General features: G+C 76.8%; 23 protein-coding genes and 1 riboswitch. Of the genes, 6 read left to right on the forward strand and 17 right to left on the reverse strand.

Annotated elements, in window-relative coordinates; genetic code table 11:
- Positions 1–673: 673 nt before the first annotated feature.
- Entirely contained in the window at positions 674–1,495 is an 822-nt protein-coding gene (locus D0Z06_RS24030) for a hypothetical protein (RefSeq protein WP_117380076.1), read from the reverse strand.
- Between the two features lie 175 nt (positions 1,496–1,670).
- Between D0Z06_RS24030 and D0Z06_RS24035 the strand changes: the two genes are divergently transcribed.
- The 5 genes from D0Z06_RS24035 (at position 1,671) to D0Z06_RS24055 (ending at position 7,733) form a co-directional block, all read left to right on the forward strand.
- Positions 1,671–2,846 carry an acyl-CoA dehydrogenase family protein gene (locus tag D0Z06_RS24035; protein WP_117380077.1) on the forward strand — a complete coding sequence of 392 codons (1,176 nt, stop codon included), beginning with the start codon at positions 1,671–1,673 and terminating at the stop codon, positions 2,844–2,846.
- Between the two features lie 7 nt (positions 2,847–2,853).
- The gene (locus D0Z06_RS24040) at positions 2,854–4,023 is read left to right on the forward strand and encodes an acyl-CoA dehydrogenase family protein (protein WP_117380078.1); all 1,170 of its coding nucleotides are present in this window, start codon (positions 2,854–2,856) and stop codon (positions 4,021–4,023) included.
- Between the two features lie 219 nt (positions 4,024–4,242).
- The gene (locus D0Z06_RS24045; RefSeq protein ID WP_117380079.1) at positions 4,243–5,778 is read left to right on the forward strand and encodes a Re/Si-specific NAD(P)(+) transhydrogenase subunit alpha; all 1,536 of its coding nucleotides are present in this window, start codon (positions 4,243–4,245) and stop codon (positions 5,776–5,778) included.
- Between the two features lie 5 nt (positions 5,779–5,783).
- Positions 5,784–7,190: a Re/Si-specific NAD(P)(+) transhydrogenase subunit beta gene (gene pntB, locus D0Z06_RS24050; protein WP_117380080.1), complete on the forward strand. Its 1,407-nt coding sequence runs from the start codon at positions 5,784–5,786 to the stop codon at positions 7,188–7,190.
- An 84-nt stretch (positions 7,191–7,274) separates the two neighbouring features.
- Positions 7,275–7,733: a hypothetical protein gene (locus D0Z06_RS24055; RefSeq protein WP_117380081.1), complete on the forward strand. Its 459-nt coding sequence runs from the start codon at positions 7,275–7,277 to the stop codon at positions 7,731–7,733.
- Between the two features lie 8 nt (positions 7,734–7,741).
- Here the strand turns inward: D0Z06_RS24055 and D0Z06_RS24060 are convergent, their stop codons facing one another.
- On the reverse strand, positions 7,742–8,269 hold the full coding sequence (locus D0Z06_RS24060; RefSeq protein ID WP_233517933.1) for a GXWXG domain-containing protein: 528 nt from the start codon (positions 8,267–8,269) through the stop codon (positions 7,742–7,744).
- A complete protein-coding gene (locus D0Z06_RS24065; RefSeq protein ID WP_117380082.1) occupies positions 8,266–9,084 on the reverse strand; it encodes a pentapeptide repeat-containing protein in 819 nt (272 codons plus the stop codon). Before D0Z06_RS24065 ends, D0Z06_RS24060 begins: the two co-directional genes overlap by 4 nt.
- Positions 9,085–9,093: 9 nt before the next feature.
- Here D0Z06_RS24065 and D0Z06_RS24070 point away from each other — a divergent pair, with 9 nt between their 5' ends.
- Positions 9,094–9,477, forward strand: a complete 384-nt coding sequence (locus D0Z06_RS24070) for a VOC family protein (RefSeq protein ID WP_117380083.1) — start codon at positions 9,094–9,096, stop codon at positions 9,475–9,477.
- A 35-nt stretch (positions 9,478–9,512) separates the two neighbouring features.
- Here the strand turns inward: D0Z06_RS24070 and D0Z06_RS24075 are convergent, their stop codons facing one another.
- The 14 genes from D0Z06_RS24075 to D0Z06_RS24140 form a co-directional block, all read right to left on the reverse strand.
- Positions 9,513–9,923, reverse strand: a complete 411-nt coding sequence (locus D0Z06_RS24075) for a hypothetical protein (RefSeq protein ID WP_117380084.1) — start codon at positions 9,921–9,923, stop codon at positions 9,513–9,515.
- A 22-nt stretch (positions 9,924–9,945) separates the two neighbouring features.
- Positions 9,946–10,662, reverse strand: a complete 717-nt coding sequence (locus D0Z06_RS24080; protein ID WP_233517934.1) for a DUF72 domain-containing protein — start codon at positions 10,660–10,662, stop codon at positions 9,946–9,948.
- A 19-nt stretch (positions 10,663–10,681) separates the two neighbouring features.
- Entirely contained in the window at positions 10,682–11,509 is an 828-nt protein-coding gene (locus tag D0Z06_RS24085; RefSeq protein WP_117380086.1) for an SDR family NAD(P)-dependent oxidoreductase, read from the reverse strand.
- Positions 11,506–12,996, reverse strand: a complete 1,491-nt coding sequence (locus tag D0Z06_RS24090; protein WP_117380087.1) for a flavin-containing monooxygenase — start codon at positions 12,994–12,996, stop codon at positions 11,506–11,508. Before D0Z06_RS24090 ends, D0Z06_RS24085 begins: the two co-directional genes overlap by 4 nt.
- Before the next feature lie 36 nt (positions 12,997–13,032).
- The gene (locus tag D0Z06_RS24095; RefSeq protein ID WP_233517935.1) at positions 13,033–13,689 is read right to left on the reverse strand and encodes a TetR/AcrR family transcriptional regulator; all 657 of its coding nucleotides are present in this window, start codon (positions 13,687–13,689) and stop codon (positions 13,033–13,035) included.
- Complete coding sequence (locus D0Z06_RS24100; RefSeq protein ID WP_117380089.1) at positions 13,686–14,321, reverse strand: class I SAM-dependent methyltransferase; 636 nt, start codon at positions 14,319–14,321, stop codon at positions 13,686–13,688. Before D0Z06_RS24100 ends, D0Z06_RS24095 begins: the two co-directional genes overlap by 4 nt.
- Positions 14,322–14,375: 54 nt before the next feature.
- On the reverse strand, positions 14,376–15,170 hold the full coding sequence (locus D0Z06_RS24105) for an aggregation-promoting factor C-terminal-like domain-containing protein (RefSeq protein WP_117380090.1): 795 nt from the start codon (positions 15,168–15,170) through the stop codon (positions 14,376–14,378).
- A gap of 225 nt (positions 15,171–15,395) precedes the next feature.
- Positions 15,396–15,557, reverse strand: a riboswitch (cyclic di-AMP (ydaO/yuaA leader).
- A 153-nt stretch (positions 15,558–15,710) separates the two neighbouring features.
- A complete protein-coding gene (locus tag D0Z06_RS24110; RefSeq protein WP_117380091.1) occupies positions 15,711–16,556 on the reverse strand; it encodes a hypothetical protein in 846 nt (281 codons plus the stop codon).
- A 207-nt stretch (positions 16,557–16,763) separates the two neighbouring features.
- Complete coding sequence (locus D0Z06_RS24115; RefSeq protein ID WP_117380092.1) at positions 16,764–18,338, reverse strand: FMN-binding glutamate synthase family protein; 1,575 nt, start codon at positions 18,336–18,338, stop codon at positions 16,764–16,766.
- Positions 18,339–18,353: 15 nt separating this feature from the next.
- On the reverse strand, positions 18,354–19,808 hold the full coding sequence (locus D0Z06_RS24120; protein WP_117380093.1) for a GntP family permease: 1,455 nt from the start codon (positions 19,806–19,808) through the stop codon (positions 18,354–18,356).
- An 18-nt stretch (positions 19,809–19,826) separates the two neighbouring features.
- On the reverse strand, positions 19,827–21,377 hold the full coding sequence (locus D0Z06_RS24125) for a gluconokinase (protein ID WP_117380094.1): 1,551 nt from the start codon (positions 21,375–21,377) through the stop codon (positions 19,827–19,829).
- Positions 21,378–21,449: 72 nt separating this feature from the next.
- Positions 21,450–22,475 carry a hypothetical protein gene (locus tag D0Z06_RS24130; protein WP_117380095.1) on the reverse strand — a complete coding sequence of 342 codons (1,026 nt, stop codon included), beginning with the start codon at positions 22,473–22,475 and terminating at the stop codon, positions 21,450–21,452.
- A gap of 180 nt (positions 22,476–22,655) precedes the next feature.
- Positions 22,656–24,029 (reverse strand): MFS transporter, encoded by a 1,374-nt coding sequence (locus tag D0Z06_RS24135; RefSeq protein ID WP_117380096.1) that lies wholly within the window; start codon positions 24,027–24,029, stop codon positions 22,656–22,658.
- Positions 24,026–25,225, reverse strand: coding sequence for a helix-turn-helix transcriptional regulator (locus tag D0Z06_RS24140; protein WP_117380097.1), 1,200 nt, complete (start codon positions 25,223–25,225; stop codon positions 24,026–24,028). The genes D0Z06_RS24135 and D0Z06_RS24140 overlap by 4 nt, the downstream gene beginning before the upstream one ends.
- Between the last annotated feature and the right edge of the window lie 135 nt (positions 25,226–25,360).

Here is a 25,360-nt window from a genome sequence, read left to right on the forward strand (position 1 = left end):
CAGACCCAGGCCCGACCCCCCACCGCCGCCGAACTCGCCCTCACCGGCACCCGGCTGCTCGCCACCCGCCCCGACCCCCCACCCGAGACCGACACCCCCGACGCCGCCGACGACCCACCGCCGTTCTGACTCGGGACGCCGGTGTCCCTCAGCGGCCCATTCAGGGACAGCACCGTCGCACCGCTCACGAGTCAAGGACCGTGCGCGGTGCCTTGCCCGCATGGGGACGCTGCCGTTGAGTGGTGAGACCCGAGCGCCGGCCGACGAGACGACCGTGCACCTGCCGACACATCCACGACTCCCCAACACGGCGAGAGGTGACAAGCCATGACAGCAGCGGATGATGCCCGTGCACGCTGGCTTGACAGCGGTAGTCCCGGCTACCAGGTCCTGCCCGAGCCGATAGCGCTCGAGGAGACGATCGCCGTCCACCAAGCGGAGCCAGCAGAGCCTCCGGCCGATTGGCACATGGGACCCGATGCCCTCGGTGACGGTAGCGACGGAGGCGACTGACCGTCTCTGAAGCCGTCTCCAGGGCGAGCATCGACGGACCGGGTGACGACGACGGCGCACCCGCCGAGCCCCGGGGGGAGAGACGCGCCGGACGCGTGACGGGTGCGGAGGTCGAGCCGACCGTCCGGGCGGCACGCGATCCCCTCGCCGCCTGGCCTGCTCAGAGCCCGGGGCCCGCGGCCAGCAGCCGGAGCAGCGCCTCCGCCGTCCCCTCGGCCAGGGGCAGCTCGGGCAGCACCGCCGGCACCTCCTCCGGCTCGAGCCCCTCGGCCAGCAGCGCGTCCAGCAGCCGCCCGGCGTCCCGCGGCTGCACCGGTCCGGGGAGCCCGCCGGCGGCGGTGCGGGCCAGGAACACCGAGCCCGGGTCGGCACCCCCGGCCGGCGCCGGCGCCGGGGACGCGGCCGAGCGGGTCAGCGACTCGGCGGCCCGCACCAGCGACAGCGGCAGGCCCTCCGCCTCGACCTCCAGGAGGGGGACGTCGGCCAGCGCGGCCAGCACCAGGTGCTCGGCCTCGGTCCGCAGCGGCGCCTCCCACTCGCCGGCCCGCACCACGCCCACCAGGTCGCCGCCGTCCTCCCCGAGGTCGTCGAGCAGATCGGCCCAGGGCCCGGGCCGGGTGTCGCGGGCGCGCTCGGCGGCCACCACGCACGACGCCAGCACGAAGGGCTCCAGCACCTCGCGGTCGTAGCGGTCGGCGTACACGACCCCCTCGGCGTCCACCGCGTTGAGGGCGTCGCGGAACGACCCTGGCCGCGCGTCACCGAGGTCGAGCCGGCCGTCCTCCTCGCCCGACAGCGGCTGACCCCGCCCGGCGCGGTCGCCGATCGTGCCGCCGGTGGGCACCAGCCGGCCCCGGCGCCGCTCCACGTGCGGGCGGTCGGACATCCCCACGCTCCACGCGCACGTCTCGGCGATCAGCAGGGGCAGCCGCTCGCGCAGCACCGCCCGCGTCAGCAGGCCCATCCAGTCCACGTCGAACACGCCACCAGCCTCCCCCCCGCAGGGCGCCCCGCACACCGCGCGGCCCGATCGACCGGGCGGCGCGCTGCGCCGCGCCCACCGGAGCTACCGACGGGTAGCACGTGTGGCATCGTCGGGGGCCCACGTGCGAGACGGCGGCCACACCAGGGCGGGCCGCCGACAGGAGAGAGGTCCCATGCGGTTGCAGCTGTCCCCGGAGATGGAGGCCTTCCGGGAGGAGATGCGCACCTTCTTCACCACCCAGGTGCCGCAGGAGATCCGCGACACGGTCGCGGCCCGCCGGCACGTGTCCAAGGAGCAGTACGTCGAGACCCAGCGCGTGCTCAACGCCGCCGGGCTCGCCGTGCCGCACTGGCCGGTGGAGTGGGGTGGCCAGGACTGGACGCCGCTGCAGCGGCACATCTGGCGCGAGGAGATGCAGCTGGCCTGCGTCCCCGAGCCGCTGGCGTTCAACGCGAGCATGATCGGCCCGGTCATCGCGGCGTTCGGCACGCAGGAGCAGAAGGAAAAGTTCCTGCCGGCCACCGCCAACCTCGACATCTGGTGGTGCCAGGGCTTCTCCGAGCCCGACGCCGGGTCCGACCTGGCCAGCCTGCGCACCACCGCGGTGCGCGACGGTGACGACTGGGTGGTCAACGGCCAGAAGACCTGGACGACGCTCGGCCAGCACGCCGACTGGATCTTCTGCCTGGTCCGCACCGACCCGACCGCCGAGAAGAAGCAGCGCGGCATCTCGATGCTGGTCTTCCCGATGGACACCCCCGGGGTCACCCTGCGGCCCATCGAGCTCATCGACGGCAGCCACGAGGTCAACGAGGTCTTCTTCGAGGACGTCCGCGTCCCCGCCGAGAACCTGGTCGGCGAGGAGAACCAGGGCTGGACGATCGCCAAGTTCCTGCTCGGCAACGAGCGGGTCGGCATCGCCCGCGTCGGCGCCACCAAGCGGCTGCTGGCCCAGGCCAAGGAGTTCGCCCGGGAGATCACCGTCGACGGCCGGCCGCTGGCCGACGACCCGCGCACGGCCGCCCGCATCGCCGAGGTCGAGAACGAGCTGCTGGCCCTCGAGCTGACCGCCCTGCGCGTGGTCGCCACCTCGGCCGACGGCAAGCCGCACCCGGCGTCCTCGGTGCTCAAGCTGCGCGGCTCGGAGCTGCAGCAGGCCGCCACCGAGCTCATCGTGGACATCGCCGGCCCGCTGTCGCTGGCCTCGTTCGCCGACGGCGGCTCGGAGGTCCCCGGCTGGGCGCGGGTGGCCACGCCGGAGTACCTGAACTACCGGAAGGTCTCCATCTACGGGGGCTCCAACGAGGTGCAGCGCACCATCATCGCCGGCACGATCCTGGGGCTGTGAGGTAACCGTGGACTTCACCTTCGACAACGAGCAGAACGACCTGCGCGAGGCCGTCCGCGGCCTGCTCGAGCGGGCCTACGGCAGCGTCGAGCAGCGGCGCGCGGCGGTCGCGCAGGAGCCCGGCTTCGACGAGAAGACCTGGGCGCGGCTGGCCGAGATGGGCGTCCTGGGGCTGCCCTTCGCCGAGGAGGACGGCGGCATGGGTGCCGGCCCGATCGAGGTGGCGATCGTCGCCGAGGAGATCGGCCGGGTACTGGCACCCGAGCCGTTCGTCGAGGCGGTCGTGCTCGCCGGGGGGCTGGTCGCGGCCGTCGGCACCGCGGCGCAGCGCGCCGAGGTGCTCGGCCCGCTGGCCGAGGGCGGCAGCGTGCTGGCCGCCGCCCTCGCCGAGCCCGGGTCGCGCTGGAGCGCCGCGGCGAGCGCCGTGACCGCGGCGCAGGCCGGCGACGGCTGGGCCCTCACCGGCGTCAAGGAGCCGGTCCTCGCCGGGGCGCGGGCCGACGTCCTCGTGGTGAGCGCCGCCATCGCCGGGGAGACGGCGGGCGGGACGGCGCTGTTCGTCGTCCGCGGGGACGCCGAGGGGCTGACCCGCACCGGGTACCGCACCCACGACGGCACCCGTGCGGCCTCGGTCCGGTTCGACGGCACCCCCGCCGAGCTGCTGGGTGAGGGCACCGGCGACCGCACGGCCGAGGTCGAGCGGGTGCTGGCGCTGGCGCGCATCGCCTACAGCGCCGAGGCCGTCGGGGCCATGGACACCGCGCTGCGCACCACCGCCGGTTACCTGAAGACCCGCAAGCAGTTCGGGGTCACGCTCAACCGGTTCCAGGCGCTCACCTTCCGCGCCGCGGACATGTACGTGTCGCTGGAGCTGGCCCGCAGCACGGCGCTGTGGGCGGCCATGGTCGCCGACGCCGGCGGGGACGTCGTCGCCGCGGCCGACCGTGCCCGGCTGCAGACCAGCCGCGCCGGGCGGCACATCGGCAAGGAGGCCATCCAGTTGCACGGCGGCATCGGCGTGACCGCCGAGTACTCGGTGGGCCACTACACCAGCCGGCTGACCGCCATCGACCACGTGCTGGGCGACGGCGAGTGGGCGCTGGGCCGGCTGGCCGGTCGCGTCACCGACCACGAGACGGTCGACCCGCTGGGCGCGCCCTACACCGCCGCGGGCTGACCGCGGCACCGGCACCACACGGCGGCCGGCGTCCCCGCACGCGGGGGCGCCGGCCGCCGTCGTCCCGGTGTGGACTGGCTCACAACCAGGCGCATATTTTCACCCGGGGGGTGGCGCCGGGCGCGGGAGGCGGCATCATCCCCCTACCGGCGGCACGTGCGCCCGCCGACGCGCCCCGTCACCGACGACGGCGGCCGCCGACCGACCCCAGGAGGTCGCGTGCTCATCGGAGTGCCCCGGGAGTCCCACCCCGGCGAGACGCGGGTGGCGGCGACGCCGGCCACGGCGCGCCGGCTGCTGGGGCTCGGCTACGAGGTCGTGGTCGAGACCGGCGCCGGGGGGGCGAGCAGCTGCCCCGACGAGGACTACGTCGCGGCGGGGGCGCGGATCGGCTCGACCGCCGAGGTGTGGGGGGCCGACGTCGTCCTGCACGTGGCGCGGCCGACACCCGAGGAGGTCGCCCGGCTCCGGGACGGCGCCGTCCTCGTCAGCTCGCTGGCGCCCGCCCTGGACCCCGAGCTGGTCGCCACCCTCGCCGCCCGGCCGGTCACCGCCCTGGCCATCGACGCCGTGCCCCGCATCTCCCGCGCCCAGTCGCTGGACGTGCTCTCCTCCATGGCCAACATCGCCGGCTACCGCGCGGTGATCGAGGCCGCGCACGTCTTCGGCCGCTTCTTCACCGGCCAGGTGACGGCCGCCGGGAAGGTGCCGCCGGCCAAGGTCCTGGTGGTCGGCGCCGGCGTGGCAGGGCTCGCCGCCATCGGCGCGGCCAGCAGCCTGGGGGCGATCGTGCGGGCCACCGACGTCCGGCCCGAGGTCGCCGAGCAGGTCCGCTCGCTGGGCGGTGAGTACGTCGCCGTCCGGGACGCCGCGGCGCAGGTCAGCGCCGACGGCTACGCCCGCGAGATGAGCGAGGACTACAACGCGCGCGCGGCCGAGCTCTACGCCGAGCAGGCGCGCGAGGTGGACATCGTCATCACCACCGCGCTCATCCCCGGCCGCCCCGCGCCGCGGCTGATCACCGAGGAGATGGTGGCGAGCATGCGGCCGGGCAGCGTCGTCGTGGACATGGCCGCCGCGCAGGGCGGGAACGTCGCCGGCTCGGTGCCCGACCAGGTCGTGACCACGCCGAACGGGGTGTCGATCATCGGCTACACCGACCTGCCCGGCCGGCTGCCCGCCCAGGCCTCCCAGCTGTTCGGCACGAACCTGGTCAACCTGGTCGCGCTGCTGACCCCCGGCAAGGACGGGCAGCTGGTCCTCGACCTCGAGGACGTCGTCCAGCGGGCGATGACCGTCGTCCGGGACGGCGAGGTGCTCTGGCCGCCCCCGCCGGTGCAGGTGTCGGCGGCACCGGCGGCACCACCACCGGCGGCCCCGCCGCCCGCGCTGCCGGAGAAGCGCCCGGCGTCACCGGCGCGGACCGCCGGGCTGGTCGCCGCCGCGGCGGTCGGCCTCTTCCTCGTCACCGCCTTCTCGCCGAGCCAGCTGATCGGCAACCTGACGGTGTTCGCGCTGGCCATCGTGGTCGGGTTCTACGTCATCGGGAACGTGCACCACGCCCTGCACACCCCGCTGATGAGCGTCACCAACGCGATCTCGGGGATCATCGTCGTCGGCGCGCTCCTGCAGCTGGGCCACACCAGCGTGCTGGTCACCGTGCTCGCCTTCGTGGCCGTGCTCGTGGCCAGCATCAACGTCTTCGGCGGCTTCGCCGTGACCCGCCGCATGCTCGGCATGTTCCAGAGGGGCTGAGCACAGTGACCGCCACCTCCGCCGCCGCCGCGGCCTACGTCGTCGCCGGGCTGCTGTTCGTGCTGAGCCTGGCCGGCCTGTCCCGGCACGAGTCGGCCCGGGCCGGCGTCGGCTACGGCATCGCCGGGATGGCCCTGGCGCTGGCCGCCACCGTCGGGCTGGCCGCCCGCAGCGTCTCGGCCGGCGCGGTCGGCCTGATCGCCGTCGCCATGGCCACCGGCGCGGTCCTCGGCCTGTGGCGGGCCCGCCTGGTCCAGATGACCGGCATCCCCGAGCTGATCGCGCTGCTGCACAGCTTCGTCGGCCTGGCCGCCGTCCTCGTCGGCTGGAACGGTTACCTCTCGGTCGAGGCCGAGGGCGCGGCGCAGACCGAGGTGCCCACCGACCTGCTCGGCATCCACTCCGCCGAGGTCGCCATCGGGGTCTTCGTCGGCGCGGTCACCTTCACCGGTTCGATCGTGGCCTTCCTCAAGCTGTCGGCCCGGGTGAAGAGCAACCCGCTGGTGCTCCCGGGCCGCAACTGGCTCAACCTGGGCGCGCTGGTCGCCTTCGCCGCGCTCACGGTGGCGTTCGTGGTGAGTCCGGGGGCCGGCGTGCTCGCCGTGCTCACGGGAATCGCCCTGGCGCTGGGCTGGCACCTGGTCGCCTCCATCGGCGGCGGCGACATGCCGGTCGTCGTCTCGATGCTCAACAGCTACTCCGGCTGGGCGGCCGCGGCGGCGGGGTTCCTGCTGGACAACGACCTGCTGATCATCACCGGGGCGCTGGTCGGCTCCTCGGGTGCCTACCTCAGCTACATCATGTGCAAGGCGATGAACCGCTCGTTCCTGTCGGTCATCGCCGGCGGGTTCGGCAACGAGGGCTCCGTGGCGGCCGGCGGGGTCGACGGCGAGCACACCGAGATCACCGCCGAGGAGGCCGCGGAGCTGCTGCGCGACGCCAAGTCCGTCGTCATCACCCCCGGCTACGGCATGGCGGTGGCCCACGCGCAGGCCGCCGTCGCCGAGCTCACCCGGCAGCTCACCGACGCCGGCGTGGAGGTCCGGTTCGGCATCCACCCGGTGGCCGGCCGGCTGCCCGGGCACATGAACGTGCTGCTGGCCGAGGCCAAGGTGCCCTACGACATCGTCCTGGAGATGGACGAGATCAACGACGACCTCGCCACCACGTCGGTCGTGCTGGTGATCGGGGCCAACGACACCGTCAACCCGGCCGCGCTGGACGACCCCGGCAGCCCGATCGCCGGCATGCCGGTGCTGCACGTGTGGGACGCCGAGCACGTCGTGGTCTTCAAGCGCTCGATGAGCACGGGCTACGCGGGGGTGCAGAACCCGCTGTTCTTCCGGGAGAACACCCGGATGCTCTTCGGGGACGCCCGGGAGCGGGTCGAGGACATCCTCAAGGCCCTGTGAGGGCACGCCCGTCGAGGGGCACGCCGGCGCCCGGTCCCCGGGTGCAACGTTGCAGGAGCGCTCCCGGTGCCCGACGGTTGCGGGGTGGACCCCTTCCGCGGCCTGGGCCTCCCGCGCATCCCCGGCCTGTCCGAGCTGGTCGAGGTGCTGCAGGCGCAGACCGAGGCCCTGGCGCAGCTGCCGCGGACGATCGCCGATCTCAACGGCGCCGTCCGCGAGCTGATCGCCGCCACGCGCGTGGCGACCGAGACGATCGCGTCGGCACAGCGGACGGCCGAGCGGTTGGAGGGGCTGGTCGAGGAGCTCGAGGAGCCGGTGCGGGCGCTGCGCCCCGGGCTCGACCGGGTCGGCCGCGTGCTCGACGACCCGGCGGTCGACACGCTGCCCGGCACGCTGCGGGCGATCTCCGACGACGTCCTCCCGCTGCTGCACGGTCTGCGCCAGGCCACCGACCGGCTCGGCTCGGTCACCGACCGGGTCGGTGCGATCCCCGGCCTGCTGCGCCGCCGCGGCCGGCCGGAGGAGGAGGGGCCGTCGGCCTGACCCGGTCGTCAGCCGCGGTCGCGCTCGAGCAGGAAGGGGAAGGGCTCGGGCACGCCGCGGGCGTCCATCAGCCCGAGCAGCCGGTCGGGCCCGTCGGCGCGCAGGACGTCGAGCACCGGCAGCCGGTCGTAGACCAGGGCGGCGGTGGCGACGCCGCGGTGCACCACCACGCGGACGCGGGCCGCCGGGCGCGACGTCCGCAGCAGCGGCCGGGCCAGGACGCCGGCGACCCGGGCGGGCCGGCTCCGGGCCGGGCCCGGTGCCCGGGCCAGCAGCCCGAAGGGCACCAGCGCCGGCTGCACCGGGCGGGGACGCCGGCCGACCAGCAGCGGGTGCACCGCGTCGGCGTCGAGGACCGCCTTGCCCCACCAGCCGTGGGCGCGCAGCAGCCCGTCGAACGGGTGGCCGGTCGGGACCTCGGCGCCGCGCCAGAGCCCGCGGACCGCGTCCGGCCCGGCCGGCTCCAGCGCGTCGAACGCGGCCAGCACGGCGGCGCGGTCGGCGCCGGCGCGCAGCCGGTCCAGCTCGGCGGTCACCGCCAGTGCCCGGGGTGCTCGAGGCCGTCGGGCAGGCGGGTGGCGGCGTCCCCGCCGGCCGCGGTGACCTGCGGGCGGGTGAGGAACAGCGCGCCGGTGAGGTCGGCCCCGCGCAGGTCGGCCCCGCGCAGGTCGGCGCCGAGCAGGTCGGCCTCGCGCAGGTCCGCGCCCCGCAGGTCGGCGCCGAGGAGCAGGGCGCCGCGCAGGCCGGCGGCCCGCAGCGGGGTCCGGCGCAGGTCCCGCCCGGCGAGGTCGGCGCCGCGGCGGTCGGGGCCCCGGCCGCCGCGCACCCGCTCGGCCACCCGGCCGAGCAGGGGGCCGGCCGCGGCCCGCAGCGCCGGGACGTCGACGCCGGCGAGCTCCGCCGGCGTGCCCCCCGTCAGGCCGGCGACCCGGTCCCGCAGCGCCCGGGCCTCCCCGTGCAGGGCCGCCGCGGCCGGCCGGGCGAGCGCGTCCTCGAGGTACCAGAGCAGCTCGTGCAGCGCGCGCTGGGTGTCGAAGGCGGCGAACTGGGCCCGGGCGAGGGCCGGCTCGCCGCGCCAGTCCCGCCCGCCGAAGGTGACCTGCACGGTCTGCTGCCCGGCGCCGAAGCAGTCGAAGACGTCGCAGCCCGGCATGCCGCGCTCGCGCAGCCGGTCGTGGATGCCGCACCGGGCGTCGGCGGCGAGGTGCGGGCAGGGCCGGCCGGCCGGCTTGTCCAGGGCGAAGTCGGCCGAGCGGGCGAAGGCGGGGGCGACGCAGCACAGCCCGGTGCAGGAGGCGCAGTCGGCGCGCAGCCGGTCGCGGGCGGGCGGGGAGAGGGGCACTCCGGCCATGATGCCCGGGTGGACGTGCTGAGCAGCCGGGTGCTCCTGCGACCGCGGGACGCGGCGCGGGCGCAGGCCTTCTACCGCGACGTGCTGGGCCTGGCGGTGTACCGCGAGTTCGGCCCGCCCGACCACCCGGGCGTGGTGTTCTTCCTGGGCGGCGGCTTCCTGGAGGTCTCCGCCGGGGACGGCGGCGCGCCCTCCGGCGTCGCCGTGTGGCTGCAGGTCCGGGACGTCGCGGCCGAGACCGCACGGCTGGCCGGGGCCGGCGTCCCCGTGCTGCGCGAGCCGCGCACCGAGCCCTGGGGCCTGGTCGAGGCCTGGCTGGCCGACCCGGACGGGGTGCGCCTCGTGCTGGTCGAGGTGCCGCCGGACCACCCCCTGCGCCGCGACCGGCGCTGAGCACCCCGGCCGCCGGGCGCCGTCGACGGCACCGCTCAGCCGGTCGGGCGGTCGCGGGGCGGCTCCGGCGCCGCCTCCTCGCCGTGCCCGCGGACGATGTCGGCCACCGACTCCTCCAGCCGGGCCCAGGTGGAGCTCCACTCGACCAGGGGTTCGAGGATGCGCTCGAACACCGCCAGCTGCTCGTCGAAGGCCTGCAGCTGCGCCGTCATCGCGGCGATCTGCTGCCGCTGGCCGCGCACCGCGGAGTCGATGGCGCGCAGCTGGGCCGCCGACAGCGCCCCCGGCGGGGAGGGCAGCCGGGGCAGCGAGAAGGGGACGGCCCCGACCGCCACGCCCCGCGCCCGGTCGGTGAAGGCCCGCAGCTGACCGACGAACTCCTCGACCGACCGGCTGACCCGGCCGCCGCCCGGGGTCTCCCGGGCACCGCCCTCCTGCTCGCTCATGGCCGCCAGTCTCCCGCCCGGCTCAACCGCCGACCAACCGGCGCAGCGCGTCGGCGTCGCGCACCGCGTGCCCGTGGCCGTCGTTGTTGAAGTAGGCGTGGACGTCCCGCCCCGCGCCCGCCCACTCCCCCACCCGGTCGGCCCACCAGCGCAGGTCCTCCGGCGGGTACGAGCCGGCGTAGAGGTGCTCGCGGTCGGGGCCGTGCAGCCGCACGTAGACGAACGGCGCGGTGGCCCGCAGCACGCACGGCAGCCCGGCCCCGCTCATCACCACGTAGGCCGCGCCGTGCCGCTCGAGCAGCCCGAACACGGCCTCGTGGTGCCAGCTCGGGTGCCGGAACTCGACGGCGACCCGGATCCAGTCCGGCAGCCGGCCGAGGAAGAAGTCCAGCCGCGCGTCGTCCCGCTCGTGCGCCGGGTGCAGCTGCACGAGCAGCACCGCCCGCCGGTCGCCGAGCTCGTGCCAGCAGGCGGCGATGCGGTCCACCCAGGCCTCGGGCGCGTACAGCCGCTTGGCGTGGGTCAGCCCGCGCGGGGCCTTCACCGACAGCGCGAACCCCTCGGGCAGCCGGCGGCGCCAGGAGGCGAAGGTCGCCGTCCGCGGCCAGCGGTAGAAGCTGGCGTTCAGCTCGACGGTGTCGAAGCGGCGCACGTAGTGCGCCAGCCGGTCCCGGGGCGGCGTGCCCGGCGGGTAGAGCACGCCGTCCCAGTGGTCGTAGCTCCACCCGGAGGTGCCCACGCGCACCACCACGGCCCGCTCAGCGCCTCCGGCCCAGCGCGGCCAGCAGCCGGCCGTGCGCGCCCGGCAGCAGCCGGGCCAGCAGGTCGGGGACGACGGCGCTCCAGCCGACCAGCTGCCGCGGCCGACGCCGCTCCACCGCACGGAGCACGACCTCGGCGGCCTTCGCGGGGTCCATGGTGAGCAGGCGCTCGAAGTCCCGCCTGCCCGCCTCGGTCTCGGCCGCCGGCACCCCGGACCCGATGCGGGCGTCGGCGGCGATGCGGGTCCGGATCCCGCCCGGGTGCACGCTGGTCACCCCGACGCCGTCGGCGGCCAGCTCGTGCCGCAGCGCCTCGGTGAACCCGCGGACGGCGAACTTGCTCGTCGCGTACGCCGACTGCCCGGCCGGGGCGATCAGCCCGAAGAGGCTGGAGACGGTCACCAGGTGCGAGCCGGGGTGGGCCTTGAGCGCCGGCAGCAGGGCGCGGGTGAGGGTGACGACGGCGTGCAGGTTGACCTGCAGCAGCCAGTCGAACTCCTCCGCGGTGACCTGGTCGAAGCGCCCGGCCAGCGCGACGCCGGCGTTGTTGACCAGCAGCGTGGTCTCCGGGTGCCGCTCGCGCAGGGTCTCACCCGCCGCCCGGGTGGCCGCCGGGTCGGCGAGGTCGACCACGTGGGTGGTCACCGACACCGACGGGTGCGCCGCGCGGATCGCCCCGGCGACCGCCTCCAGCCCCGCGGCGTCCCGGTCGAGCAGCACCAGGGAGCTGCCACGCCGGGCGAGGCCGCGGGCGAGGGCCGCACCGATGCCACCGGCCGCACCGGTGACGACCGCGGTGCCGCCGGCGAAGGTGTAGGGCCTCACGCGGCGACCCCGGCCGGGGCCGGGTCCGAGGCCGTGGCCCGCCGGGAGAAGCGCAGCCCCGCGTCCTCCACCCGGGACAGCCGCATGAGCACCAGGTCGCGCAGGTAGTTCTGGTAGAGCCGCCACGGCGCGCGCCGGCCCTGCTTGGGCAGCGCGGCGACGCTGCGCTGCACGTAGCCGGAGGTGAGCGGGAGGAACGGGTCGCTGCCGCCCTCGGCCGGGGCCACCGGCGTGCACACGTCGTGGCCGCGGGCGGCCATGTGCCGCAGCAGCCGGCAGACCGAGCGGGCGATGAGGTCGGCCTTCAGCGTCCAGGAGGCGTTGGTGTAGCCGAGCGTCATCGACAGGTTGGGCACGCCGGAGACCATGAACCCCTTGTAGGAGACCCGCTGCGCGAGGTCCACCGGCTCGCCGTCCACCGCGAGGGTCATCCCGCCCAGCGGCAGCAGCTGCAGCCCGGTCGCGGTCACCACCACGTCGGCCGGCAGCTCCGCCCCGGACTCCAGGGTGATGCCGCGCTCGGTGAAGCGGGCGATCCGGTCGGTGACCACGGCGGCCCGGCCGGCGCGGACGGCGGCGAAGAGGTCGCCGTCCGGGGAGAGGCACAGCCGCTGGTCCCACGGGTCGTAGGGCGGGCCGAAGTGCGTGTCGACGTCGTACCCGGCGGGCAGCTGCTTGCGGGCCTGGCCGGCCAGGAAGCGGCGCATCGCCTCCGGCCGGCGCCGGGCGAACTGGTAGGACGCGGTGGAGAGCAGGACGTTCTTCCAGCGGACCGCGGCCGCCGCCGCGCCCTCCGGCAGCCGGCGGCGCAGCGCGGTGGCCAGCGGGTCGCGGCCCGGCAGCGCCATGACGTAGCTGGGCGTCCGCTGCAGCATCGACACGTGCTCGGCGGCCCCGGCCAGGCTGGGCACGAGGGTCACCGCGGTGGCGCCGCTGCCGATCACCACGACCCGCTGCCCGGTGACGTCGAGGTCGGCGGGCCAGTGCTGCGGGTGCACCAGCCGGCCCCGGTAGTGCTCCTCGCCGGGGAAGACCGGCCGGAAGCCCTCGTCGTAGCGGTAGTAGCCCGAGCACACCGACAGCCACGAGCAGGTCAGCTCGACCGGCGCGCCGTCGGGCCCGGTCGCGGTGACCGTCCACCGGGCCTGCTCGGAGGACCACTCCGCGGCGACCACCCGGTGGCCGAAGCGGACGTGCCGCTCCACGTCGTGCTCGCGGGCGGTCTCCCGGATGTAGTCGAGGATGTCCCCGCCCTCGGCGATGGACCGCTCGCCGGTCCACGGCCTGAAGTCGTAGCCGAGGGTGTACATGTCCGAGTCCGAGCGCACCCCGGGGTAGCGGAACAGGTCCCAGGTGCCCCCGATCGCCTCCCGCGCCTCCAGGATCGCGAAGCCGGTGCCCGGGTTCTCGCGCTGCAGGTGGCAGGCGGCGCCGATGCCGGAGAGGCCGGCCCCCACGATCAGGACGTCGACGTGCTCGGCGGCCATGCCCGCTCCCCTCGCTCGGTGGTGACGCCGGCCACGCTACTCGACAGGGTGTCGAGCGGGTCGACGCCGCGTCGGGTCCTCGGTCCCGTAGATCGCCCGGAGCCACACCACCAGCAGGACGTCGACGAGGTCGTCCTCGGCGACCGCCGGCTGCTGACCGGCCAGCGTGGCCTGCACGAGCCGCTCGTTCATCGCGTTGAGCGCCACCGCGAGGTCTCGCGCCGGCGGCCCGGGCGGCGCCGCGCCCCGGGTGCGCTCGGCCTCGATCGCCTCGGCGGTGACCGCGACGAAGCCCTCCATCACCTGCGCCCACAGCGCGCGCACCTCCGCGCTGCCGGCCAGCAGCTGGGTGGCGGCCGCGGTCAGCGCCCGGTGCGCGCGGAAGGTGTCGCGGACGGCGACCAGGGCCCGCCGCCAGCCCTCGCGCGGGTCGGCCGGCGCATCGGCCAGGGCCGCCTCCCGGCGCTCGTCGGCCTCGGCGGCCACCCGGTCGAGCAGCGCCAGGACGACGGCGTCCTTGGAGGCGAAGTAGAAGTAGAAGGTCGGCCGGGAGATCCCGGCCCCGCGGGCCAGGTCGTCGACGGAGATCTCGGCCAGCGGCCGCTGCTCGAGCAGCCGTTCGGCGGTGGTCAGGATGGCCCGCTCCCGGTCGTCGCCGGACGGCCGCCGGGCGCGCCGGCCGCGGTCGGTCACGGCAGCCGCCAGACGGTGGTCCGCCGCACGCCGGGCCCCTCGGTCTCCGGCACGTCGAGGGTCGAGACCGCCACCAGCCGGGCGTGCGGCAGGTAGGGCCGGCCCGGGTCGCCGACGTAGACCTCGGCGCCCCGGGCCCGGGCCCGGTCCAGGAAGGGCAGCACCCGTTCGGTCATCTCGCGGTCGTAGCAGACGTCCCCGGCCAGGACGACGTCCACCTCCGGCGGGTCGCCGCCCAGGACGTCGCCGACGACCTCGATGCCGGCGACGCCGTTGAGCCCGGCGTTCACGGCGACCGCGGTGCGGCTGTACGGGTCGACGTCACTGGCCACCACCCGGGCCGCGCCGGCGCGGGCGGCGGCCAGGGCGACCAGCCCGCTGCCGGCGCCCAGGTCGAGCACCACCTGCCCGGCGACGGTCGCGGGCCGGTCGAGGACGTGGCGGGCCAGCGCCTGCCCGCCCGGCCAGGCCGCGGCCCAGAAGGGCGGCGCCTCGCCGGCGCCGCCCTCGGCCTCCATCGCCTCCCACAGGGCGACGACGTCGTCGGCGACGTGCAGCCGGACCTCGGGGACGGCCGAGGGGCGCTGCACCCGGGTGTGGTCGCGGACGAACCGGGCGGGGACGGTCCTCATCCCCGCCAGTCCACCACTCCCCCGACCGGGACCCCGGCCGGGGGCGCCTGTGGATCAGTACCAGTTGTTGGCCTGCGAGTGCGCCCACGCCGCGCACGGGGTGCCGTAGCGGTTCTCGATGTAGATGAGGCCCGCGTCGATCTGCCGGTAGCCGTCGCTGGTCTTGGCGATGCCGGTGGAGGCCCAGGTCGAGTCGAGGAACTGGGCGATGCCGTAGGCGGTGCTGGTGGGGTTCTGCGCGTTCGGGTCCCAGCCGCTCTCCTTGCCCCACAGGTTCTCCAGGCAGGAGAACTGCTGGGCGCTGCCGACCTTGGCCAGCGCGTAGTCCTTGAACGAGCCCTGCGGCGCCGCCGGGGCGGGGGCCGGGGCGGGCGCCGGGGCCGCGGCCGCTGCGGCGGCGGCCTCCTCGGCGGCGCGCTGGGCGGCGGCCTGCTCCTCGGCGACCCGTGCGGCCTCGGCGGCGGCGGCCTGCTCCTCGGCGATGCGCGCGGCCTCGGCGGCCTGCCGGTCCCGCTCGGCCTGGTCGGCCGCGGCCTGGGCCTGGGCGGCGCTGGCCCGGGCGGCCTCGCGCTCGCCCCGCGAGGCGGCGCGGTCCTGCAGCGCGGCGAGGTCGTCGGGGGCGGGCAGCGCCTCCCCGGCGCCGACGTCCCCCGGCTCGAGGCCGAGCTGCTCGGCGACGCTCTGCGAGGCGCTGACCGGCAGGGTCTCGGCGGCCTCGGCCTCGGTGGCCGGCTGACCGCCGCCGGCGAGCACGCCGACGACGACGGCGCCGGCGGTGGCGGTGGCGAGGAGGACGGCGGGGCGGCGGCCGCGCGTGGGCAGCCGGAAGTACTTCGAGGTGCGGGACATGCGGGTGGGAACTCCGGGATCGGCGGGCGCAGGCGGGTGCGGCCGGCTCAGGCGGGCGCACCGGCGCAGGGCGCGGGCGAACGGGGGCGGCGCGGCGCCCGACGGGGCGACGCGGCGAGAGGTGAGCAGGCGGGACTAGCGCACCGGGGATGAGGCGCGAGAGACGCGCGGTGGGCGGTCCGGGCGTGCTGCGGGGGCCCGTGAGCAGGGCATGCGGGGGCGGTCTCCTTCTTCCGTGGCCGCCGACCGGGTTAGCTGACGGGTTCGGGCGGGAAGAAGCCCTACCTGCCGCCCGGTGCGGGACCGGGAGGCAGGACTCACCCCAGGACTGCGGTGGGTCCCCGGCTCGTCCCCGCGGCTGCGGGCACGACTAGGCGGCGTCCGGCCGGACACCCCGAGCGGGGACGAGCGAACCTGCCGGACGCAGGCCACGGTAGGTGCCGTTACCGCGCCGTGACAATCCCGGTGACCACATCCGTCACGTGAGCTGCATCGCGTGAGCTGCACCGCGCGGGGGCAGGGGGCGCGGGCCCGCGGGGGTCACGGTGCCACGGGCTGCCGGGGCTCGCCGATGACGACGTTGCCGGTCACGCGCACGCCGGGGGCCCGTGCAGCCCCGGGTGCGGCCGGGCCCGGGACGGCCAGGGAGTCCAGCGCGGCCGCGATCTGGCCGGTCACCCGGCGCAGCGCGGCCCGCGCCTCGTCGCGCTGGCGGCACAGGTCGGCCAGCTCCCCGCCCACCGCCGCGAGCCGGGCGGCCCGCTCCTCCTCGGCCTCCGCGCGGGCCGCGGCCAGCAGCTCCTCGGCGTCCTGGCGGGCGGCCGCCAGCGCGGCCTGCGCGCCCTGGCGCGCGGTCTCCAGCGCGGCGTCGGCCTCCCGCCGTGCGGCCGCGAGCACCGCCTCGGCCTCGCGGCGCAGGGTCGAGGACTCCAGCTGGACCTGCCGGCCGGCCGCCACCGCGGCCGCGCGGAGGTCCACGACGTTGCGCAGCCGGGCCTCGGCCTCCGCCCGCGCCGTCTCGCGGATGCGCCCGGCCTCCTCCTCCGCCCCGGCCACGAGGGCGGACGCGCGGGACTCGGCGAGCCGCAGCAGCTCGTCCATCCGGGTGACCACCGAGACCGCGTCCGCCGGCGGGGGCACCGGCCCGGGCCGGGCACCGGCCAGATCGTTACAGCCGCTGCACCACCCGGGTTCCGCCGTCCGGCCGGCCAGTTCCGCCTCGGCCCAGGCGACGTACTCGTCGACGTCGGCCGGGTCGTAGCCGTGCAACCTGCGGCGGAACCGGGGGCGGGGCTCGAAGAGGGCGTCGATGCCGGCCGCCGCCGGCTCCGGCGGGTCCGTCCAGCCGTGCTCGCCGACCACGCCCTGGTGTGCCACCGCCGTCATGTCCGGATCCCCCTCCGCGCCGTTCGGTACAGCGACTGCACCGTCTCAGACGCCGGCTGCCGTGGCAGCACGACAGGGCACGTGGCGGGGAGGACACGGGCGTGGTCCGGCTGGGCGTACCCGGCTGGTCACGCAGCGTCGATCAGGCGCTGGGGAGCACGGGGGCCGCAGCGCGCGGTGCGGCGGGGCTCGCCCACGTCCTCACCGTCAGCCGGCGGCGTCCGGGGAGGGCGGCGCCGAGCCGCCCTCCGGGCCGCGGCCGGAGAGGACGGCCACGATCGCCTCGCGGTCGGCGGCCGAGGGCAGGCCCCAGCCGGGCTCGTAGCCGTACACCTCCCCTAGGGGCCGCGAGCCGGTGCGCCCGTCCAGGATCTCCACCGAGGAGACGTCGATCAGCCCCGGGTGCTCCACCCCGCAGGCCTCGGCCACCCGGTACAGGTCGCGGCGCAGCGTCTGGACGTAGTTGGCCACCCGCACCGCCTTGCGGGTCGGGTCGAGCCCGTGCTCCAGCCAGGCGTTCTGGGTGGCCACGCCGGTCGGGCAGGTGTCGGTGTGGCACTTCTGGGCCTGGATGCAGCCGATGGCCAGCATCGCCTCCCGGCCGACGTTGACCATGTCGCAGCCGAGGGCGAAGGCCACGATCGCGTTGTCGGGCAGGCCGAGCTTCCCGGCGCCGATGAAGGTGACGTCCTCCTGCAACCCGGCGCGGGCGAACACCGAGTGGACGCGGGCGAAGCCGAGCTGGAAGGGCAGCGACACCGAGTCGGTGAAGATCAGCGGCGCGGCGCCGGTGCCCCCCTCCCCGCCGTCGACGGTGACGAAGTCGACCCCGCGGCCGGTCCGGGACATCAGGTCGGTCAGCTCGTGCCAGAACTCCATGTCGCCGACGGCGGACTTGATGCCGACCGGCAGCCCGGTCTCGGCGGCGAGCAGCTCGACCCAGTCGAGCATGCTGTCGGTGTCGGAGAACTCGGCGTGCCGGGACGGGCTGATGCAGTCCACCCCCTCGGGCACCCCGCGGGCCGCGGCGATCTCGGCCGAGACCTTGGCCGCGGGCAGCAGGCCGCCGAGCCCGGGCTTGGCGCCCTGGCTGAGCTTGACCTCGATCGCGCGCACCGGTGCCGCCGCGACGAGGTCCTTGAGCCGCTGCAGGTCGAAGCGGCCGCGCTCGTCGCGGCAGCCGAAGTAGGCGGTGCCGATCTGGAACACCAGCTCGCCGCCGTGCCGGTGGTAGCGGGAGATCCCGCCCTCCCCGGTGTTCTGCAGGCACCCGGCCAGCGCCGCCCCGCGGTTGAGCGCCTCGACGGCCGCCCCGGACAGCGAGCCGTAGCTCATGGCCGAGATGTTGACCACCGATGCCGGCCGGAAGGCCTGCGCCCGGCCGCGCGGGCCGCCGAGCACCTTGGCGCTGGGCAGCCCCACCCCGTGCCCGGCGTGCGGGTCCGACGGCGGCACGGCCCGGCCGAACGTCCGGTGGTTGATCACCGGGTAGCCGGCGGTGAACTCCAGGTCGTTGTCGGTGCCGAAGCCGAAGTAGTTGTTGTCCTGCTTGGCCGAGGCGTAGACCCACCGCCGCTGGTCGCGGGTGAAGGGTCGCTCCTCGTTGTTGCCGGCGACCAGGTACTGCCGCAGCTCCGGCCCGATCGACTCGATGAGGTAGCGGGCGTGACCGAGGACCGGGAAGTTGCGCAGCAGGGTGTGCTCGCGCTGCAGCAGGTCGCGCGCCGCCAGCCCCGCGAGGCCGGCCAGCCCCGCGACCGCGGCCCGTGCTCCGGTGCGCATGGGGCGCACCTCCTCTCAGAGGAACAGGCTCAGCACGAGGGCCAGCACGAACCCGATGGTGCCGAGCAGGGTCTCCATCACCGTCCAGGTCTTGAGCGTCGTCTTCTCGTCCATCCCGAAGAACCGGCTGACCAGCCAGAACCCGGAGTCGTTGACGTGGGAGAGGACGGTGGCACCGCCGGCGATGGCGATGACGATGAGCGCCAGGTCGATCGAGCTGAGCCCGTCGGTGGCCTCCACGACCGGGGCGATGAGGCCGGCGGCGGTGGTCAGGGCGACGGTCGCCGAGCCCTGGGCGACGCGGATCAGCGCGGAGATGATGAAGGCGGCCACGATGACCGGCAGCCCGATGTCGCCGAGGACGTCGGCCAGGGCCTCGCCGATGCCGCTGGCCCGCAGCACGCCGCCGAACATGCCGCCGGCCCCGGTGATGAGGATGATCGCGCAGACCGGGCCGAGGGCGCTGTTCACGACCGACTCGACCTCCGCGCCGCTCTCACCGCGCCGCCGGCCGAGCACCCACATGGCGACCAGCACGGTGATCAGCAGCGCGACCGGGGTGGCCCCGATGAGCTGACCCCACTGGACGACCCACGAGTCCTCGTCGACCACGCCCTCGGTGGCCAGCGTGGACAGCCCGGTGTTGAGGAAGATCAGCACCATCGGCAGCAGCAGCAGGGAGACGACGGTGGCGAACCGCGGCGGCGCGGGGCGGGTCGCCGTCCGCGCCCCGCCGGCCGCGGCCACGCCCGGCGAGCTGCCCTCGACCGACGGGTCCGGGGCGTTGTCGGCCGTCGCCTGCCGATCCGACAGGATCTCCGGGACCGGGATGTCGAACCGCTTGCCGGCCCACAGGCCGAACAGGTAGCTGCCGAGGAACCAGGTGGGGACGCCGATGAGCAGGCCGAAGACCAGCACCAGCCCGATGTCGGCGCCGACCAGCTCGGCGGCGGCGACCGGCCCGGGGTGCGGCGGCACGAAGGCGTGCATGACGGCGAACGCGCCGGCCACCGGGAGCCCGTAGGTGAGCAGCGACCCGCCCAGCCGGCGGGCGACGGTGAAGACGATCGGCAGGAAGACGACCAGGCCGGCGTCGAAGAAGATCGGGAAGCCGAACAGCAGCGCGGCCACGCCGAGCGCCAGCGGCGCCCGCTGCTCGCCGAAGCGGTGGATCAGGCTGTCGGCCAGCACCTGCGCCCCGCCGCTGTGCTCGAACAGCCGGCCCAGCATCGCGCCGAGCCCGACCAGGAGCGCCACGCTGGCCAGCGTCGCGCCGAAGCCCGTGGTCATGGTCTCCACGATGTCCCCGATCGGCACCTGGGCCGCGAGCGCCGTCAGCAGGCTGACCAGGATCAGCGCGACGAAGGCGTGCAGCTTCAGCTTCATGATCAGGAACAGCAGCAGGCCGACGGCCGCGGCGGCGATCAGGAGCAGCGGCCCGGCACCCAGCGTCGGTTCGACCTCGGGCATGGCGGTACCTCCAGGCGGTCACACGACGTCGTCGGCGGCGTCGTCCAGGGCGTCCAGCGTGGTGAGGACCTCGGTGAGGGCCTCGGTGGAGCGGTCGACCAGCGGGCGCAGCGAGCGGTAGACCGCCACCGCGCCCGGCTCGGGGACGGTCGGGTCGCGCACCTCGACCAGCGTGGTGGCGCGGTCGAGGTCGGGCAGCCCCCCGAGGGCGTGCAGGCCGAGCAGGCAGGCGCCGAGGCCGGTCCCCTCCGGGGAGTCGGCCACCCGCACCGGGAGGTCGAGGGCGGCCGCGAGGGTGCGCACCCAGAGGTCGGAGGCGACCGCCCCGCCGGTGGCCCGCACCTCGCACACCGGGACGCCGGTGACGGCGCACGCGTCCCGCACGAGCGCGAGCTGCTGGCACACCCCCTCCACCGCCGCCCGGACCAGGTGGGCGCGCCGGTGCTCGCGGCGCAGCCCGATGAAGGCCCCGCGCAGCCCGGCCCGCCACCACGGGGCCCGCTCGCCCAGCAGGTAGGGCAGGCACAGCAGCCCCGAGCTGCCGACCGGGACCGTGCCGGCCTCCTCGAGCAGCCGGGCGTCGAGCGCGTCGGCCTCCTCGCCCCCGGGCGGATCGGCGCCCGGGTCGGTGGCCAGCGCCTGCGCGGCCCAGCGGACCACCGACCCGCCGTTGTTGATCGCGCCGCCGACCACCCAGGCGTCGTCGGTCAGCGCATAGCAGAACAGCCGACGGGCGGGGTCCACCGTGGGCTCCGGGACGACGACCCGGATCGCGCCGCTGGTGCCGAGCGAGACCGCGGCGACCTCGGGGCGCACCGCGCCGACCCCCAGGTTGGCCAGCACCCCGTCGGAGGCGCCCAGCACCACCGGCAGGCCGCTCGGCAGGCCGGTGGCCTCGGCGACCTCACGGCGCAGCCCGGGCAGCACCTCCGTCGTCGGGCGGACCTCCGCCAGCTGGTCGGGCCGGACGCCGGCGATGCCCATCGCCTCCTCGTCCCAGTGCCCGGCCCGGATGTCGTAGAGCCCGGTGGCGGAGGCGCAGGAGCGGTCGACCAGGTGGGCCCCGCCGCACAGCTCCGCGACGACCAGCTCCTTGACCCCGCCCCAGCGGGGCACGCCGGCCACCCGCTCGGCGTCCTCGGCCCGCTCCCAGGAGAGCTTCACCAGCGGGGACATGGGGTGGACCGGGGTGCCGGTGCGCTCGTGCAGCGCGCCGGCCCGGCCGTCGGCGACGAGCGCGCGGGCCCACGCGGCCGCCCGGTTGTCCGCCCAGGTCACCAGCGGGCCCAGCGGGACGCCGGCGCCGTCCATGGGCACGGTGCCGTGCATGGCCGCCGACAGGCTGACGCCGACGACCCGGTCGCCGCGGTCCCGGGCGGCCGCGGCGACCTCGGCCAGCGCCTCGACCGCGGCGGCCCGCAGCCGGTCGGCGTCGAGCTCGGCGCGGCCGGGGCCGGGGACCAGCAGCGGGTAGCCCACGCTGGCGAGGTCCCGGACCCGCCCGTCGTCGCCGGCCGTGACGGCCTTGGTCGCCGTGGTGCCGGAGTCCAGCCCGACGACGACGTCCACGGCACCCTCCTCGGTCCGGCGCTGCCCGCGTCCCGATCGTGGGGGGAACCCGGGGTGCGCGCCACCGGGAGGTCAGGAGGCGAGCCGCTCCGGGGGCAGGTCGCCGGCGTCCTCCGCGGCCACCGCGGCGAGCACCCGCAGGGCCTCGTCGACCTGCACGGTCAGCCGGTGCAGCGCGGCGCGCGCCTGGTCGCGGCGGCGCTGGAGGTCCTCCACCTCCGCGCGGGCCGCGGCCAGCCGGGCGGTGCAGTCGGCGTCGACCGCGGCGCGGACCCGCTCGGCCTCGGCCGCGACCCGCTCGGCGGCGGCGACCGCCTCCCGCTCGCGCTCCTCGGCGGCCTCGGCCGCGAGCCGCCGGCGCTCGGCGGCCGCGCCGGTGGCCAGGCGGTCGCGCTCGGCCGCCGCCTCGGCGAGGAGCCGGTCGGCCCCGGCGCGGGCCGAGCGCAGCTGCTCGACGGCCCGCTCCCGCAGCGCCTGCGCCTCGGCGGACAGGCGGGCGGCCTCGTCGGCGGCGGCCTGCTCCGCGGCGGAGGCCCGCCGGAGCACCGCTCCGGCCTCGCCCCGGGCCTCCTCGAGCAGCCGGTCGGCCTCCGCGCGGGCGGCCGCGGTCAGCTGCTCGGCCTCCGCGTGGGCGGCCCCGGTCAGCTGCTCGGCCTCGTCGCGGGCCGCCTCGAGCAGCCGATCGCCGTCGGCCCGGGCGGCCTCGGTCAGCTGGGCGGCCTCGTCGGCGGCCAGCCGGAGGATCTCGCCCACCCGCTCGGACACTCGGACGAGCTCACGGCCCTCCGGCGAGACGGTCAGCAGCCCCCGGGCGGCGTCCAGCTCCGCCGAGCAGGTCCCGAGCCGGTGCACGAGGTCCTCGGTCTCGCGGCGGGCCGCCAGCAGCTCCCCCTCGGCCCAGGACACGTAGTTGTCGACCTGCAGGCGGTCGTAGCCGCGCAGCGCCGCGCGGAAGGCCGGGCGGGACTCCAGCACCTGGTCCAGGTCGCCGGTGAGGTTGGGATGGCGGATCGCCCCCGTGCGGGAGGGCGGGGCGGGCGACCGGGTGCCCCCGGTCGTGGTGTCCTCGGTGGCCGGGTCCAGGGGCCGTCGGTTCACGGGACCTCCTCTCGGCCCCGCGCCCGGGCGGGATCAGCCGGCCGGGCGGGGGAGCGCCTGTGGGTGCGGCAGGTGCCCGGAGCGTCGCAGGGCGTGCGGTGCCGTGGCGGCTCCCCCGGGACGCCGGGGGACGGCGCACCGAGGACACGACAGCGGAACCGACGACGAGTAGGCGACCGATCACGCCCGGTGACGCGCCACCTGCTCCTCCCCCGGCGCCCCGGCGGGGTAGGCCGACCGCCCGCGCAACCGCGCCCCGACCGCGACCAGCAGCGGTGCCAGCACCACGCCGTCGCGGGCCAGCCGGGCCCGCAGCTCGCGGCGGTGCCGGAGCACCCCCACCAGGCCAACGGCCCAGAAGACGTACTGCACGGCGAACGCGGCGCGGAAGGCGTCCAGGGAGTAGTCGGTGGAAGCGCCCGGCGTGAGCAGGTCGAGCACGGCGCCGATGGCGAGGATGGTGAGCAAGGAGGCCAGGAAGCCGCCGACGTTGACCACCCCGCTGGCGCTGCCCTGCCGCTCGGCCGGGTTCCAGGTGCGGGCGAAGTCGAAGCCGATCATCGACCCCGGGCCGTTGGTGCCCAGCACGACGACCAGCAGCACCAGCACCGGCAGCGGGGCGCGGCCGGGCCAGAGCAGCACGAGGGTCCAGGCGGCCGCGGTGAGCGCGAGGATCGAGAACACCAGCACCGAGCGGCGCAGCGGCCAGCGCCCGCAGAGCCGGCCCAGCAGGGGGCCCACGCCGATGCCCACCACGACGAGCACGGTGAGCAGCCCCGCGGCGACGGCGGGGGGCAGGCCCTGGCCGACGACGAGGAAGGGGTAGCCCCACAGCAGGGCGAACACGGTCCCCGAGAACTGGGTGACGAGGTGGGTGTAGAGGCCGATGCGGGTGCCCGGTTCCCGCCAGGTGAGCGCCAGGCCGCGCCGGACCTCGGCCAGCCCCGCGGGCGCGGCCGGCGCGGTACCGGGCGGCGCGTCGCGCAGCGCGACCAGGACGAGGACGGCGACCAGCACGCTCACCGCCGCGGCGCCGAGGAAGGTGGTCTCCCACGAGGTGGCGTGCAGCAGCGCGACGAGCGGGTAGGCGGCCACGATCTGGCCGAGCTGGCCGAACTGGCCGGTCAGCTGGGTGATGAGCGGGACCCGCGGGCCGGGGAACCAGAACCCGATCACGCGCAGCACGCTGACGAAGGTCATGGCGTCGCCCGCGCCGACGAGCACCCGGGCGGCCACCGCGGTCGGCACGTCCCCGGAGAGGGCCAGCAGCGCCTGCCCGGCGGCCATCGTGAGCGCCCCGGCCAGGACGAGCCGCCGGGAGCCGAACCGGTCCAGCGCGACCCCGACCGGGACCTGCAGCCCCGCGTAGACGACCAGCTGCAGGACGACGAACAGCGAGATCGCCGAGGCGCCGGCGGTGAAGCGCTCCTGCGCCTCGACGCCGGTGACCCCGAGGGAGGCCCGGTGGAAGACCGCGACCGCGTAGGCCACGAGGGCCGCCGCCCAGACGGTGTAGGCGCGGGCCGTCGGGCGGGCGGCGGTCGGCGTGCTCACCCTCCGGAGGACACCACCGCGGCCGGGATCATTCCGCCCGGACCGGTGAGTTCCCTCACCGGCCGATGCGCGGACCGCGGCAGCAGCCGGGTGAGGGCACCGCGCGGCAGGCCGTGCACCAGCTCCAGGCGCTGGCAGGCCGCCGGGGAGGGGTGGCCGGCCCCGGTCTCCCAGCGGCGCACCACCCGGCCCGGCACGGCCAGCCGCCGGCCCAGGGCGGCCGCGGACCAGCCCGCGGCCTCCCGGAGGGCGGTCAGCAGGTGCGGCAGCTCGTCGGGCCGCCAGGCCGACGGGTGCGGCAGCGCGGGCCACCGCACCCCGGTGGCGGCGAGGACCGTCGGCAGCGGCCGCCGCAGCAGCCGGCAGAGCGGGCGGACGGCGGCCCGCGGGACCGGCCGGCTCCCCGCCTCCCAGTGCCCCACCGTGCGGGTGCTGACGCCCAGGTGCAGGGCGAGCTCCCGCTGGGTCAGACCGGCCGCGCGGCGCAGCCCGGCCGGCGTCGGCGCCGGGGAGGGCTCCTGCCGGGGCGGCCGAGCCGCGCTCGCCACCAGCTCCGGCACGGCCAGCCCGAGGGCGCCGGCCACGGCCGCCAGGCGGTCCTGCGGCACGCGGACCCGGCCGTGCTCCCACTGGTGCGCCGTCGTCGCGCCGATGCCCAGCGCGGTGCGGAACGCGCGCTGGGTGAGCCCGCAGCGGCGGCGCAGCGCGCCCAGGCCGGGCAGGCGGGCGCCGTCCGAGCGGCGCGGCGGGTTCCCGGCCAGCAGCGCGGCCACCTCACCCGGCCGGAGGCGGAGGGCGGCGGCGAGCCGGTCCCGGACCTCGGGCGCCGGGGTGCGCACGCCGTTCTCCCAGCGGGAGACCGTCGAGGGGGCGACGCCCACCCTGCGGGCCACCTGGGTCGTGGTCAGCCCGGCGGCCAGGCGGGCCCGGCACAGGGGCGAGGCGGCCTGCCCGCCCGAGGTGCGCTCCGTGCGGACGCGGTCGGGGCCGGCCAGCGCGCGCAGCCGGGCCGGGTCGAGCCCGAGCGCCCGGCCGACCGCGGGCAGGTGCACCGGCTGGGGGCAGACGCCGTCGACCTCCCAGCTGCGCAGGGTGGTGTGCGCGACGCCGAGCCGGCGCGCGGCGGCCAGCCGGCTGAGCCCCGCGCCGGCGCGCCAGGCGACCAGGGCCGGGCCGAGCCCGGGGGGCGCGGTCACCGGCTCACACGTCGGTGACGCGGATGCCGGCGTGGGCCTTGTACCGGCGGTTGACCGACACCAGGTTGACCGTCAACGCCTCCACCTGCGCGGCGTTGCGCAACCGCCCCGCGTACACCCCCCGCATCCCCGGCA

The organism is Geodermatophilus marinus, from assembly GCF_003428645.1.
GTDB lineage: Bacteria > Actinomycetota > Actinomycetes > Mycobacteriales > Geodermatophilaceae > Geodermatophilus.

What these genes read in the sequence shown, in the direction of transcription:
- D0Z06_RS24100 (WP_117380089.1), bottom strand. Translation starts at nt 14,321, where the DNA reads ATGAGGACCGTCCCCGCCCGGTTCGTCCGCGACCACACCCGGGTGCAG.
- D0Z06_RS24090 (WP_117380087.1), bottom strand. Translation starts at nt 12,996, where the DNA reads ATGGCCGCCGAGCACGTCGACGTCCTGATCGTGGGGGCCGGCCTCTCC.
- D0Z06_RS24115 (WP_117380092.1), bottom strand. Translation starts at nt 18,338, where the DNA reads ATGCGCACCGGAGCACGGGCCGCGGTCGCGGGGCTGGCCGGCCTCGCG.
- D0Z06_RS24065 (WP_117380082.1), bottom strand. Translation starts at nt 9,084, where the DNA reads ATGGCCGGAGTGCCCCTCTCCCCGCCCGCCCGCGACCGGCTGCGCGCC.
- D0Z06_RS24110 (WP_117380091.1), bottom strand. Translation starts at nt 16,556, where the DNA reads ATGACGGCGGTGGCACACCAGGGCGTGGTCGGCGAGCACGGCTGGACG.
- D0Z06_RS24120 (WP_117380093.1), bottom strand. Translation starts at nt 19,808, where the DNA reads ATGCCCGAGGTCGAACCGACGCTGGGTGCCGGGCCGCTGCTCCTGATC.
- D0Z06_RS24035 (WP_117380077.1), top strand. Translation starts at nt 1,671, where the DNA reads ATGCGGTTGCAGCTGTCCCCGGAGATGGAGGCCTTCCGGGAGGAGATG.
- D0Z06_RS24075 (WP_117380084.1), bottom strand. Translation starts at nt 9,923, where the DNA reads ATGAGCGAGCAGGAGGGCGGTGCCCGGGAGACCCCGGGCGGCGGCCGG.
- D0Z06_RS24105 (WP_117380090.1), bottom strand. Translation starts at nt 15,170, where the DNA reads ATGTCCCGCACCTCGAAGTACTTCCGGCTGCCCACGCGCGGCCGCCGC.